This is a genomic window from Rahnella sp. PAMC25617, from assembly GCF_050606005.1.
GTDB classification, from domain to species: domain Bacteria; phylum Pseudomonadota; class Gammaproteobacteria; order Enterobacterales; family Enterobacteriaceae; genus Rahnella; species Rahnella variigena.
Genome location: NZ_JBOCUM010000006.1, coordinates 121,448 through 133,971, shown reverse-complemented (window position 1 = coordinate 133,971; position 12,524 = coordinate 121,448). Strand labels below are relative to the sequence as shown.

At 52.5% G+C, this 12,524-nt stretch carries 11 protein-coding genes, 2 tRNA genes and 1 pseudogene; 9 read left to right on the top strand and 5 right to left on the bottom strand.

The features are described 5' to 3' along the window. The first annotated feature begins 11 nt into the window (after nt 1-11). On the top strand, nt 12-992 hold the full coding sequence (astE, locus tag ACM615_RS06590; protein WP_159281553.1) for a succinylglutamate desuccinylase: 981 nt from the start codon (nt 12-14) through the stop codon (nt 990-992). A 243-nt stretch (nt 993-1,235) separates the two neighbouring features. Further along, entirely contained in the window at nt 1,236-1,754 is a 519-nt protein-coding gene (locus ACM615_RS06585; RefSeq protein ID WP_431011673.1) for a DUF4760 domain-containing protein, read from the top strand. Between the two features lie 63 nt (nt 1,755-1,817). Here ACM615_RS06585 and ACM615_RS06580 read toward each other — a convergent pair. Continuing rightward, nucleotides 1,818-1,907: transfer RNA gene (locus ACM615_RS06580), tRNA-Ser, on the bottom strand. Between the two features lie 275 nt (nt 1,908-2,182). On the opposite strand from ACM615_RS06580, the gene ACM615_RS06575 reads away from it, so the two are divergent. Together ACM615_RS06575 and ACM615_RS06570 are read left to right on the top strand one after the other, a co-directional pair. Then, the gene (locus tag ACM615_RS06575) at nt 2,183-3,508 is read left to right on the top strand and encodes an MFS transporter (RefSeq protein WP_431011672.1); all 1,326 of its coding nucleotides are present in this window, start codon (nt 2,183-2,185) and stop codon (nt 3,506-3,508) included. After that, nucleotides 3,505-4,257, top strand: a complete 753-nt coding sequence (locus tag ACM615_RS06570) for a GolD/DthD family dehydrogenase (protein WP_132963873.1) — start codon at nt 3,505-3,507, stop codon at nt 4,255-4,257. The genes ACM615_RS06575 and ACM615_RS06570 overlap by 4 nt, the downstream gene beginning before the upstream one ends. Before the next feature lie 70 nt (nt 4,258-4,327). Here ACM615_RS06570 and ACM615_RS06565 read toward each other — a convergent pair. Next, nucleotides 4,328-4,417: transfer RNA gene (locus ACM615_RS06565), tRNA-Ser, on the bottom strand. Between the two features lie 396 nt (nt 4,418-4,813). On the opposite strand from ACM615_RS06565, the pseudogene ACM615_RS06560 reads away from it, so the two are divergent. The 4 genes and pseudogenes from ACM615_RS06560 to ACM615_RS06545 all read left to right on the top strand — a co-directional run bounded on the left by ACM615_RS06560 (nt 4,814) and on the right by ACM615_RS06545 (nt 8,813). Beyond that, nucleotides 4,814-6,295 (top strand): annotated as a pseudogene (locus ACM615_RS06560) (peptide MFS transporter). 123 nt (nt 6,296-6,418) lie between these two features. Further along, nucleotides 6,419-7,360 carry a glyoxylate/hydroxypyruvate reductase GhrA gene (gene ghrA / locus ACM615_RS06555; protein ID WP_431011671.1) on the top strand — a complete coding sequence of 314 codons (942 nt, stop codon included), beginning with the start codon at nt 6,419-6,421 and terminating at the stop codon, nt 7,358-7,360. 67 nt (nt 7,361-7,427) lie between these two features. Beyond that, a complete protein-coding gene (locus ACM615_RS06550; RefSeq protein WP_120161875.1) occupies nt 7,428-8,168 on the top strand; it encodes a phosphatase in 741 nt (246 codons plus the stop codon). Nucleotides 8,169-8,228: 60 nt separating this feature from the next. Beyond that, nucleotides 8,229-8,813 carry a TorD/DmsD family molecular chaperone gene (locus ACM615_RS06545; RefSeq protein ID WP_112288251.1) on the top strand — a complete coding sequence of 195 codons (585 nt, stop codon included), beginning with the start codon at nt 8,229-8,231 and terminating at the stop codon, nt 8,811-8,813. 72 nt (nt 8,814-8,885) lie between these two features. Here ACM615_RS06545 and ACM615_RS06540 read toward each other — a convergent pair whose 3' ends face one another. From ACM615_RS06540 to mdtH, 3 genes are all read right to left on the bottom strand, one after another. Further along, nucleotides 8,886-9,449 carry a lipoprotein gene (locus tag ACM615_RS06540; RefSeq protein WP_120162656.1) on the bottom strand — a complete coding sequence of 188 codons (564 nt, stop codon included), beginning with the start codon at nt 9,447-9,449 and terminating at the stop codon, nt 8,886-8,888. 151 nt (nt 9,450-9,600) lie between these two features. Next, nucleotides 9,601-10,248 carry a glutaredoxin 2 gene (gene grxB / locus ACM615_RS06535; RefSeq protein WP_129638629.1) on the bottom strand — a complete coding sequence of 216 codons (648 nt, stop codon included), beginning with the start codon at nt 10,246-10,248 and terminating at the stop codon, nt 9,601-9,603. Between the two features lie 266 nt (nt 10,249-10,514). Continuing rightward, nucleotides 10,515-11,720, bottom strand: coding sequence for a multidrug efflux MFS transporter MdtH (gene mdtH, locus ACM615_RS06530; protein ID WP_431011670.1), 1,206 nt, complete (start codon nt 11,718-11,720; stop codon nt 10,515-10,517). Between the two features lie 212 nt (nt 11,721-11,932). Between mdtH and rimJ the strand changes: the two genes are divergently transcribed. Continuing rightward, a complete protein-coding gene (rimJ, locus tag ACM615_RS06525; protein ID WP_013575017.1) occupies nt 11,933-12,520 on the top strand; it encodes a ribosomal protein S5-alanine N-acetyltransferase in 588 nt (195 codons plus the stop codon). Nucleotides 12,521-12,524 lie beyond the last annotated feature (4 nt).

The window sequence follows — 12,524 nt, the reverse complement described above, 5'->3', positions numbered from 1 at the left end:
AGGAGTGAGATATGTTTGATTTACTGGCGACGACGCTTTCCGGCGATGCTCTGACAGAGCCTGCCGGACAAACCGAAACGCTGGACTGGCAGTGGCGCGGTGAGGGCATTCTCGAGCTGTCACCGCGTCAGCCCTGCGAAGCGGCTGTGGTCATTTCCGCCGGTATCCACGGCAATGAAACCGCGCCGGTTGAGTTGCTGAATCAGCTGGTCAGCGAGTTGCTTTCAGGCGAACGGCAGCTGCGCGTCAGGTTGCTGGTTTTGCTGGGCAATCCGCCTTCCATGCGCATCAATAAGCGGTTTGTCGATGCGGACATGAACCGCATGTTCGGCGGGCGTCATGCGCGTTATACGCCGAATGATGAAACCCGACGGGCGCAGGAACTCGAACAGGTGATGGCGCTGTTTTACCGCAGTGCTGCGGCTGCGGGAGCCATGCAGCGATACCATTATGATTTGCACACGGCGATCCGCGGATCACAACATGTCCGTTTTGGTTTATTGCCACTTCAGGCGCGTCCGAAAAGCGAAGCGATGTTGGCGTGGCTGGATGCCGCCGGGCTGGATGCGCTGGTGCATCACCGGTCGCCGGGCGGTACTTTTACGCATTTCAGCAGCGATGTGTTTAAGGCTGACAGTTGCACACTGGAATTGGGCAAGGCGCTGCCGTTTGGCAGTAACGATCATACGCAATTCACCGGTATCCGCCGCGCACTGGAAACGCTGGTAAGCGGTGAACCGTTGCCCGTCCGTGAAGCCGCCGCGCCGCTGGTGCATTACCGCGTGGTGCAGGATGTGATCCGCTCACAGGAAGATTTTGAGCTGTATGTCCCGCCCGATGCCCTGAATTTTACGGCGTTCAGCAAAGGTTTTGTTATCGCGCGGGAAAGCGGCAAAACCTACCAGGTCGAAGCAGACGAGGAGGTTGTGTTGTTTCCCAATCCTAATGTCGCGTTAGGATTAAGGGCAGGGCTGATGCTGGTGAAGATGTGATTTTTTGCGAGATGTCTTCCTGAATTGTTCATACAGTATTGCAAGTTAGCGACCTTGTGCGTACTTTATGCTCATCGGATTCGGCATGATGTTGAATTCATTGCATGTTTTTGTAACGTGAAAACGTTATAAAAACGGCTCAGGGAGGATCATATGAACATGATGTATGACGAATACGATTGGTTTTAAAAGAGACTGATCTCAATAAGGCGGGGAATCCCGCCTTTTTCATGGATGAAAATCATGAAATTTGACGCGTTAGAACTGCAACTCATCAGCAATATCATTCTGCTTATCAGCGTCTTTGTCGCTATAGGCACGATTGTTTATAACGTCCGTATTGCAAAAAGAACTCAGACAGCTGTTTTTCTTTTTGAAAGTCGAACAGATACCCGCTATGCCCAGTCATTGAAAGTACTGAAAAAGGTACATAGTTCAGGAAAGTCTTTCCGCTCATTTGTATTTCCACCGGAAGCTTCACCGCTTACTGAAGAGGAAATCCGTGAGTGTAGTAAGTTCCAATACATTCTTAATTTTTATGAGCGTGTTGCGGTGACCATTCAGAGCGGTATTTATGATGAAGATATGATTAAACGCACTTCTTATTCGACCGTGATCGACACCTGGAACATTGCTGAGCCTTTAATTAAAGCTCTGCGGGAAGAATTGAAATCGGATAATACTTATCAGGAATTTGAATGGCTCGCCGGGCGATGGATAAATCAGCCACTGAGTGCCAAAAGAAGCCGGTTTATCCGCTGAGTACATGATCTTCACCAAAAGAAAAAGGGTCCTGATTTTCATCAGGACCCTTTTTCTTTAATTTGGCGGTGAGAGAGGGGTTCGAACCCTCGATACGATTTCTCGTATACACACTTTCCAGGCGTGCTCCTTCAGCCACTCAGACACCTCACCGTGTTCGTTACAGCGCATGCGTTGCAACGGGGCGCTACTATAGGGAGACAGCCGCGAAGGGTCAAGAAAATTTTCGGCGTTTTGTGCCAGCCGCTCAGACTCTATGCAGCATCAGCCTGCTGAATCTCCACTCTGTGAAGCACCTCAATAGTCATTATCCCTCAGTGCCATTATCGGGAACTGCTGGCAGACAGGGAAAGGTTTCCTTTTGCCTGTTTTTTATACTCAATCCGCGTCCCTTCCTAACAATAATTTTAAATCAGGATACAGCGGAAATGACTTCAACCTCATCACCTGCCTTTGAAAACCCGTCAGAAATGTCGAAAGTTGTCTTTGGTATGCCCGTCAAACTTTTCTGGGGCTATATCGCCATTGCTATATTTATGACCGGCGATGGCGTCGAACTGGCCTTTTTATCGAAATACATCATTGATATCGGATTTAACGTTTCGCAAAGCGCAATGGTATTCACCGTTTATGCCATCACTGCCGCCATTGCCAGCTGGCTGTCCGGTGGCATCAGCGAGATTTACGGCCCGCGCAAAATCATGGCGCTGGGCGTAGTCTGGTGGGTCGTGTTCCATGTGCTGTTTATCCACTTTGGACTCGCTGCCAAAAACTATCCCCTGATTCTGGTGTTCTATGCGCTGCGCGGTTTCGCTTATCCGCTGTTCTTCTACGCATTCTATGTGCTGGTAGTACAAAGAACACCTTCACACAGGCTGGCGTCGGCGACGGGCTGGATCTGGTCGATGTTCACCATCGGTTACGGCATCATTGCGTCGTTTCTGCCGAGCGTGACTATTCCTCTGTGGGGGTTCCTCACCACATTGTGGATGTCACTGGCGTGGGTGATCGTCGGGGGTGCAATAGCGTTGTTAACGCTGAAAGAGCTGCCCTCGCAAAATAAAACGGCGATGCCGGGCGCGGCGAAACTGCTGGAAATCAGCCGTGGTATTACCCTGATATTTGCCAACAGAGATATTTGTCTGGCGCTGATTATCCGCATTCTCTGTAACCTCGCGTTGTTTGGATTTCCTATCTTTATGCCGCTGCACTACACCTCACAAAACGTCGGTTTTACCCCTGAGCAATGGATGCGTATCTGGGGCATATTTTTCCTGGTTCAGCCGGTGACTAATGTGCTGTGGGGGATTATCGGTGACCGTATTGGCTGGCTGTTCCAGATGCGCTGGGTTGGCTTCTTCGGTTGCACCATCACCACATTGCTTTTTTATTTCATGCCTTTATATTTCCCGGCAAATCTTGGTATGGCCATTTTCTTCGGGCTGCTGCTGGCCTTCACGATTACCTCTTTTGTGCCGATGGGCGCGATTTTCCCGATGCTGGCACCTGAGCATAAAGGCGCGGCGATCTCTGTGCAGAATCTCGGCGGTGGTATCGGCAATTTTATTGGTCCGGCTATCGCTACGGTACTGTTCAGTGCCTCGTTTGATATCAAAACGGTGGTGATCTGCTACTCGGCGCTCTATTTCATCGGCGGTGTTCTGACCTGGTTTATCCGCAATCCACAGCCCGCACGGGTTCCGGCAAAGACAGAAACGGACCTGACCTCTCTCTCATTAAAGGAAGAAAAATGAACATCAACGAATTTTTTGGCATTAAAGGTAAAATTGCCGTCGTGACAGGCGCATCGGCAGGGATCGGACTGGCAATCACTGAGCTGATGATCCAGCTCGGCGCAACCGTCGTGATGGTGGATAAGGATCCACAGGTTGTTGCCCAGGCAGAGAAACTGACCGGTGACGGGTTCGGTATCGCGGCTGACTTGTCAGACATCGCCGCCATTCCCGCGCTGATTGAGCAGGTTATCGGCCGTTACGGACGGATTGATATTCTGGTGAACAACGCCGGAATAGGCATTCTCGAAGCGGCTTCTGAGGTGAAAAAAGAGAGCTGGGATGCCACATTGTTAGTGAATCTGACCGCACCTTATTTTCTTTCGCAGGCTGCCGGAAAGTACATGATTGCTCAGCAATACGGGCGCATTGTGAATATCGCCTCGCAGGCGAGTGTTATTGCGCTGGAGAATCATGCGGCGTATTGCACCAGCAAGGCCGGTCTGGTGATCGCGTCAAAAGTGCTGGCGGCGGAGTGGGGGCAATTTGGCATTACCGTTAATACGATTTCACCGACGGTGGTGGAAACGGAATTAGGTAAACGCTACTGGCAGGGTGAAAGAGCGGTGGCCATGACGGCAAAAATTCCCGCAGGTCGATTTGCGATGCCGGATGAAATTGCCGGCGCAGTAGCCTATCTGGTCAGCGAAAAGGCCGGGATGATCACCGGCGAAAATCTTATCGTCGACGGCGGCTATACGATTATCTGAGTTGCCTGTGCCGATTGTCTGAAGCAAAAAAAAAGGTCCTGATTTTCATCAGAACCTTTTTTCTTTAATGTGGTGGAGAGAGAGGGGTTCGAACCCTCGATACGATTGCTCATATACACACTTTCCAGGCGTGCTCCTTCAGCCACTCAGACACCTCTCCAGTCGTCGGCTGCACCGCAGTGCTGCTGACCGGCGCTAATGTAGGGAAAAGTGAGCTCAGCGTCAACCCTCTTTTGCAGGATCCGTGCCGATTAGACAAACTTAGAGCAATCTGATGATTTACAGAACAAAAAGCGCGTGAAGGATGAACAACGGTTATCTGGTTGCCGGACGTGATTAAAATTGCTTATCAGAATGCATAAGTAATTAGGGATTTTGCATAAAAGCACAATTATCCGGCAAACACTTTTTGTTACGGCGAAATAGCAAGATATGTTGTGGTAATCGCGGGTGGTAGCGGTATAACAATGCACTGTTAAAAAATGCTTCGCATAAGAACTGTACAAGTCACCGATTGAAGCAGAGTTTGTTTATCACATAAGGGCAGGGGTTATTCTTGAGTCAGTCAAATAACGCGACGACGTCGCAACACCGGACGGCAATACCTGCCGGGGCGGGCACATTATTCTTCGTTCAGACATTCGCGACGCTCGGTTTTGCGGTGCTGTATTCCACGCTGGTTTTATACGCCACCAAAAAACTCGGCTTCAGTGAAGATAACGCCAACGCCATCATGGGCGTATTCGGCGCATTCAACTACGGGTTGCATATGTTCGGCGGCTATCTTGGCGGACGTTATCTCAGCAACCGTAATCTGTTCGTGCTCGGCATGGTGTTGCAGGTGTTTGGCTGCGCGCTGATTGCGATGGAAGGCGTGACGGGGCTGTACTGGGGGCTGGCGATGTTCCTGACCGGCAGCGGGCTGAACGTTACCTGCCTGAACATGATGCTGACACAGCGCTTTGCACCAGATGATGACCGTCGCGAATCGGCCTTCCTGTGGAACTACGCCGGGATGAACCTCGGCTTCTTTATTGGTTTCGCAGTGGCCGGTTATTTCCAGCTGAGTGAAAACTATCGCGCGCTGTTCCTGTTCGCCACGCTGGGTAATGTGGCTGCCATTGTCGTGACGCTTTCCCGCTGGTCAATTCTGGCTGACATCAGTACACCGCTCAAAGAGGTCAGCCGCAGTCAGTGGTTGCGCCGGCTGGCGGTGGGTATTGCCATTCTGATCGTGCTGGTGCCGGTGATCCGCATGTTGCTGACCCACGCAGAATTCAGCAGTTACTTCGTGGTAGCACTGGGTATTGTGATTTTCGCGCTAATGACGGTGGTGACGTTCCGCCATCGTAATGCCGATGAGCGTCGCCGCATGAAAGCCTATCTGCTGCTGGCGCTGGGCTCACTGGTGTTCTGGATGTTGTATCAGCTCGCGCCGATGGGGCTGATGCTGTTCTCCGAAAATAACATCAACCTGAATGTGTACGGTATTCGCGTCGCACCGCAGTGGATCCAGAACATTAATACCGTGGTGATCGTCATCGGCGGGCCGCTGATGGCGCTGTGGTTTAACCGTCTGCGTCAGCGCGGCTGGAACATTGATATTCCGGCGCAGTTCTCGGCCTCTCTTTTCTGCATGGGGTGAGGCATGCTGGTGCTGCCGTTGGGTATTCATCTCGCGGGCGGTGACGGGCTGGTGGCGTTTAAATGGATTGCCATCAGCTATGTATTGCAAAGTATCGGTGAACTGCTGATTTCACCTATCGGTTACGCGATGATCGGCAAACTGGCGCCGCCGCGTTACCAGGGCGTGATGATGGGCTGCTGGATGATGGTGACCGGCGTGGCGTCGGTGCTGGCAAGCTACATTTCCGGACTGATGCCGCAAAATGCCGGCAGTACGCCGTTGCTGACCAATCCGGGATACAGTCAGGTGTTTAACGCACTGGGCTGGGGTTCTGTTGCGACGGGTGTTGTGCTGCTCATTCTTATTCCGCTGCTGCGCCGGATGATCCACCGCGAGCCTTCTGTGGCCTGATTTTTGTCATCACAGCACATCATTTAACAAGCCCCGTTCTTCGGGGCTTGTTCTTTTTTGCGTCACAGGGTTGCATCCCGATGATATTCAGGGAAATCTATCCGCTCACAGGAGGCTTTCCCGATGAACATTATTTTCTACCACCCTACATCTGATGCAAAACCCTGGATTGACGGAATAACAAAAAGATTACCGCAGGCCAACGTGCGCGCGTGGAATGCTAATGATCATGAACCGGCAGATTACGCCCTGGTCTGGCGGCCGCCGTACGCCATGCTCGCGCCGCGCACTGCGCTGAAAGGCATTTTCGCGCTGGGGGCGGGCGTCGATGCCATTCTCACGCAGGAACAGCGTCAGCCGGGCACATTGCCTGCCGGTGTGCCATTACTGCGCCTGGAAGATACCGGCATGGCATTACAGATGCAGGAATATGCGCTCGTCAGCGTACTGCGTTATTTCCGGCGGATGGACGAGTATCAGCTGTTCCAGCAACAAAAACAGTGGCGTCCGCTTTCGCCGCATTCCCGCAGTGAATTCACCATCGGTATTCTCGGTGCTGGCGTACTCGGCAGCAGCGTGGCGCAGGCGCTGGTGGATATGCAGTTTACCGTGCGCAGCTGGAGCCGCAGCGTCAAGTCGCAGGAAGGCGTACAGAGTTTCTATGGCGACGATCAACTGGCGGCTTTTGCCAGTGACTGCAAGGTGCTGATTAATCTGTTGCCAAATACGCCACACACCGCCGGTATTCTCAATCATCAACTGTTCACAAATCTTTCGCATAATGCGTATCTGATTAACCTTGGCCGGGGCGGACATCTGGTGGAAGGCGATTTGCTGCGAGCGCTCGACAGCGGACAAATAGCGGCTGCCGCGCTTGACGTTTTCGTCGAAGAGCCGCTGCCGGGTATGCACCCGTTCTGGTCGCATCCGCGCGTGAGTATTACGCCGCACGTCGCTGCTGATACGCTGCCGGAAGAAGCCATGGACAGCATCGTCAGCAATATTCTGGCGATAGAAGCGGGGCGTGAGCCGAAAGGACGCGTCGATCTCGGTCGGGGTTACTGACATTCATCTGCTAACATTATAAATGCTGCGGTTATTTCGCCGCAGCGGAAGACTTCAAGGAGAGCACATGCCGTACCCGGTTGATTTACATATGCATACTGTTGCCAGCACACACGCCTACAGCACGTTACATGATTACATTGATGAGGCAGCGGAAAAGGGCATTAAGCTGTTTGCCATCACCGATCATGGCCCTGATATGGCCGATGCACCGCACTACTGGCACTTTATGAATATGCGGGTCTGGCCGCGTCTGGTGAACGGAATCGGCATTCTGCGCGGCATTGAATCGAATATCAAAAACATTAACGGTGATATCGACTGTACCGGCCCGATGCTTAAAGAAATTGACGTCATTATTGCTGGTTTCCATGAACCGGTGATGCAACCGGTTGATAAAGAAACCCATACTGCGGCGGTCATTGCGGCAATGGCGGGCGGTGAAGTGCATATTATTTCGCATCCCGGTAACCCGAAATACCCGATTGATATTCCTGCTGTGGCGGCCGCTGCCGCGAAATATAACGTCGCGCTGGAGCTGAATAACTCCTCGTTTATTCATTCCCGCGTGGGCAGCGAGCCTAACTGCCGCGCCATTGCGCTGGCAGTCAAAGAAGCCGGTGGCTGGCTGGCGCTGGGATCAGATTCGCACATTGCTTACTCGCTCGGCGGCTTTGAACATTGCGAACGTATCCTGCGTGAAATTGATTTCCCGGAAGATCGTATTCTTAACGTCAGCCCGCGTCGTTTTCTCGATTTTCTTGAAACACGTGGCCGCGCGCCCATTGCTGAATTAAGCGAACTGTGACATTGTCGCGACCAAATTGCGGGTGATTAACCCTTTTCATTGTCTTATCAGGTTACTGTTATGAATGAATTTTCGATTGTCTGCCGCGTGCTGGGCACCTTGTTTTACCGTCAGCCGCAGGATCCGTTACTGGTTCCGCTGTTTGGTCTGATTCAGGACGGCAAGCTGCGTGAACACTGGCCGCTGGAACAGGATGCGTTACTGGTCCGTTTGCAGGAAAGCGCCAATCCCGAAGCACTGGCCGCTGAATTTAACCGTCTTTTTGTCGGCTCAGAATGCGCGGTTTCGCCGTTCCGCAGTGATTATGTTGACGGTGCAAATGAAATGGATGTGCGTACATTCCTGCAACAGCGCGGAATGCCTTTGGGTGAAACGCCTGCCGATCATTTTGGCGGTATGCTGCTGGCAGCTTCCTGGCTGGAAGATCAATCGAAGGAAGATGAAGTCAGCGCGCAGATCACCCTGTTTGATGAATTCCTGTTCCCGTGGTGCGGCAAATTCCTTGGTAAAGTTGAGGCCCATGCCACCAGCGGTTTCTACCGCACACTGTCTGAAATCAGTCGTGAAGCTTTGCAGGCGATGCGTGACGAACTTGAAGAGCAGCTGCCGCCAGAGCTGGATGATGCTGAAGAAGACGACCAGTAATCCGGACGACAGAACGTAAAAAGCCCGGCGGTGAGCAATCACGCCGGGCTTTTTATTATCGGTTGACTAAGACTAATCAGTAAAAGGTATCACTAACTGCCCCGGTTTCACTTCAATGCCTTTGGCCAGTTTCTTCGCCATCGCTTCGCCTTTGCTGTGATCGCCATTGAGCACATAAGCCGGACGCTGGTTGAAATAGGTGTTCAGTGAGTTGTTCAGATAAGGCATCAGGCCTTTCATCACGTTATCCATTTTTTCCGGCTTGATGGTGTAATCCACCACCTGCATATCACGCAGGAAAATGGCACCTTTCTCACGGTCATACGTCGGATGCGCTTTCAGGGTCAGGCGCATATCGGCTTTTTGCGGACCGAACAATGAAGAGATATCAACATGCGCGTCGCCGGTCAGGGTCACGATGCCGGGTTCTGCGCGGCCAATCTGGCTGCTGAGATTGGTCAGGATCAGTTTTGCATCTACCAGTCCGGGAACACCCAACTGTTTCTCGAAGTTGTTGTTCTTTTGCAGGTAATCATTCACCTGCTGCTCGCTGATGGTGTACTGCGTCAGCTGATTGCAACCGGCCAGTAAACTGGCACATATCAGGACTGCGGCACCCAGAAATCGCTTTGTCATTCTTCCCTCATTACGTAAATGCTATTTTGTCAGCATGACCCGAAAGCGTCATGGCTCCAATCAGACAACGCTGATTAGCCTAAGTGCCGGAGGCAGGGAAGAAAAGGGAAAATTGCCGGAAGCGCACTTCCGGCAGCTAAGTAAGATGTGCTTAGCTCGCGAGGCGAGTTAGCAGATTGACCTGCGTTTGCTTCGCCATATTGTCGCGATAGTCCTGCACGCGCGAAGGCCAGTCAATGCCCTGTACAATTGTCAGCGAACGCAGGAGCGGCCACAGATTAATGTCATCTTCAGAAAGCTCGCCGTTCACCGCATTCGGCTCGACGATCAGCTTGTCGAGCGCTCGCAAATCCTGACTGATCTTCTTCACCAGCCCTTCGGAATGTTGCAGATGCTCTGCGAAACTGCCGCTGGCGGCCTGTTTTTTATCGGAGAAGTATTTACGCGCTTCCGGCGTGGAAAATTCTTCCAATGGTGCGGCAGCAAAACGCGGCAGCAGCAGACGTCCGGTATATTCAGAAACCTGACGCAACCACGCGGCAATTGACGCATTCAGCGGACCGGTCAGCAGCGGCTTGCCGTCGCTTTTGTCGATGTAATGCACGATATCCATGCTCTCAGGCATGAAGCCGCCATCGGCTTTTTGCAGGACAGGCACCATCTTTTTGCCCACCATCGAAACCGGCGTCTTTTCGTCGTCATTGAGCAGCACTTTGATTTCAACCGGGAGGTTCTTCAAACCGAAAATCATGCGTGCTTTCACGCAGAAAGGGCAATGTTCGTAAACGTAAAGTCTCATAGTTCGTAGCTCCTGTTGTCGCCGGCGGTGACCTGTAGGGTGCATGAAAACTGCCGGATGTAGGTTCGGATTTTATCTAACGCTATGATTCAGTATGGGTATAGATGCGGGTGAGATCAAACCTGCCCGTCATGCTTGTCGCTGTCACTGTGTTGGCTACGCTCGTTTACCCGAATCACTGACCTTTGTCAGCTCATCGGGGTTCACTCGCTTGCCGCCTTGTTACAACGCCAATCATTTTGGGTATTAAAAAAATGAGTAAGAGATCAGCCCCCGCTGAGCATGGCCGGTTCGATACGGCGCAGATTGAATTGCCAGTACAAACCGGTGAGGGTGATAAAGCCGACAACGGCGAGCAGAAACCACGGTAACTGAGGCAGTTGCAGTGCCCGGCCTGTGTCGTACATCCAGCCGCCGCCGGTGTAACCAATCACACCGCCGAGTGCCAGACCGAGACGGCTGAAGCCCATATAACTGCCGCGTGCGCGGGAATCCGCCAGTGATGCGCTGAGGGTTTCACGCGCCGGTTCGGCAATGATGGAACCGATATAGAAGAAGCCAATCAGCAGTAATAACGGATTGATTGAGGTAACCAGACCGACCGGTAACAGGCTGAGTGTCATGATCAGCAATCCAAACATCAGGCGCTGCTCGAGGCGGAAGCGTTTTTCGCTCCAGCGGGCAATCGGATATAAAAATGCCAGTGACAGCACGGCTTCGATGGCGTACATCCATTTCACCGCCGACGGACTGCCCGCGACATCATTGACCGCGATAGGCAGCATCAGCATCACCTGCACGGTCAGCATGTAATAGCCGGTGAGCGTCAGGACATAAGCCAGAAAACGGCGGTCGCGCAACACGCGCATCATGCCTTCGCGCATCGGGGTACGCATGGTGGAAATACGGTATGCAGGTAACAGCCAGGCGTTACAGGCTGCGGCAAGACAGAAAATGGCTGCGCCGACCCAGCAGACGTAATGAAAGTCGTACTGCAACAGCCAGCTGCCGATCAGTGCGCCAATCACAGCACCGGCACTGTCCTGCATCATCATCAGGGAGAAGAAACGGCTGCGCTCGTGGGGACGGGTCAGTTTGATCACCAGCGCGGTACGTGGCGGATCAAACAACGTGCCGCCGAGGCCGGAGAGAATACAGGAGCCGACCAGGATCCACGGCTGATCGGCCATCGCCATGGTGGCGAAGCCCGCCGCACGTAATAACATGCCAGTGATAATCATCGGTTTTGCGCCGAACCGGTCAGCAATCGCTCCGCCAAAAATGCCTAATCCCTGTTGTGTAAGCTGACGAACGCCAAGCGCCAGACCGACGGCCATCGCTGCCCAGCCAAGCTGATCGACAAATCGGATCGAGATCAACGGAAAAACCACGAAAAAGCCTAAAATAACCAGCGCGTTGTCTAATAACAGAAAATACTTACCCAAGCTCCGAGCTTGTGATACCAGAGACATGCTTCACCATGAGCGATTATTTGTATCCTGTCCGGCAGATACAGAAAGGAGAAAAGACGCCCCCAGTCTGAACCGGAAACAGGCATTTAGATAGGGCGCTATTGATAATATTTTTTTATCGTCAAGCCGCGTTCTGACTGGCAGAATTAGCGATGATCTGTCGTTTCCTATAAATTCTATTTATCGACCCATGCGGGATGTGGAGGGAAGGGATGTTTGGCTACAAATCTGCCGTGCCAAAGGTGCGGCTTACCACAGACCGGATGGTTCTGCGCCTGGTTCATGACCGTGATGCGCACCGGCTGGCTGAATACTACGCCGAGAATCGTGCGTTTCTGAAACCCTGGGAGCCGGTCAGGGATGAAAGCCATTGTTATCCCTCCGGATGGCAGGCTCGCCTCGGGCTGATTACCGAGATGCAAAAGCAGGGCAGCGCCTATTACTTTATTTTGCTCGATCCCGATGAAAACCGGGTGATGGGTGTGGCGAATTTCAGCAACGTACTGCGTGGCTCTTTTCATGCCTGTTTCCTCGGGTATTCGCTCGGTCAGGAATGGCAGGGCAAAGGCCTGATGCAGGAAGCGTTGCAGACGCTTATCCGCTATATGCAGCGCCAGCAAAAGATGCACCGCATCATGGCGAATTACATGCCTCACAATAAACGCAGTGGTCAGTTGCTGGAGCGTCTCGGTTTTGAACGTGAAGGCTACGCGAAAGACTATTTGCTGATCGACGGCAAGTGGCAGGATCACGTGCTGACAGCACTAACCTGGCAAGAATGGACACCCCCGTCCCGATAAGGAG

Excerpts from the sequence above, each read along its gene's own strand:
- rimJ (WP_013575017.1), top strand. The coding sequence starts at position 11,933 with ATGTTTGGCTACAAATCTGCCGTGCCAAAGGTGCGGCTTACCACAGAC.
- grxB (WP_129638629.1), bottom strand. The coding sequence starts at position 10,248 with ATGAGACTTTACGTTTACGAACATTGCCCTTTCTGCGTGAAAGCACGC.
- ACM615_RS06550 (WP_120161875.1), top strand. The coding sequence starts at position 7,428 with ATGCCGTACCCGGTTGATTTACATATGCATACTGTTGCCAGCACACAC.
- ACM615_RS06575 (WP_431011672.1), top strand. The coding sequence starts at position 2,183 with ATGACTTCAACCTCATCACCTGCCTTTGAAAACCCGTCAGAAATGTCG.
- ACM615_RS06570 (WP_132963873.1), top strand. The coding sequence starts at position 3,505 with ATGAACATCAACGAATTTTTTGGCATTAAAGGTAAAATTGCCGTCGTG.
- ghrA (WP_431011671.1), top strand. The coding sequence starts at position 6,419 with ATGAACATTATTTTCTACCACCCTACATCTGATGCAAAACCCTGGATT.
- ACM615_RS06545 (WP_112288251.1), top strand. The coding sequence starts at position 8,229 with ATGAATGAATTTTCGATTGTCTGCCGCGTGCTGGGCACCTTGTTTTAC.
- ACM615_RS06540 (WP_120162656.1), bottom strand. The coding sequence starts at position 9,449 with ATGACAAAGCGATTTCTGGGTGCCGCAGTCCTGATATGTGCCAGTTTA.
- astE (WP_159281553.1), top strand. The coding sequence starts at position 12 with ATGTTTGATTTACTGGCGACGACGCTTTCCGGCGATGCTCTGACAGAG.
- ACM615_RS06585 (WP_431011673.1), top strand. The coding sequence starts at position 1,236 with ATGAAATTTGACGCGTTAGAACTGCAACTCATCAGCAATATCATTCTG.
- mdtH (WP_431011670.1), bottom strand. The coding sequence starts at position 11,720 with ATGTCTCTGGTATCACAAGCTCGGAGCTTGGGTAAGTATTTTCTGTTA.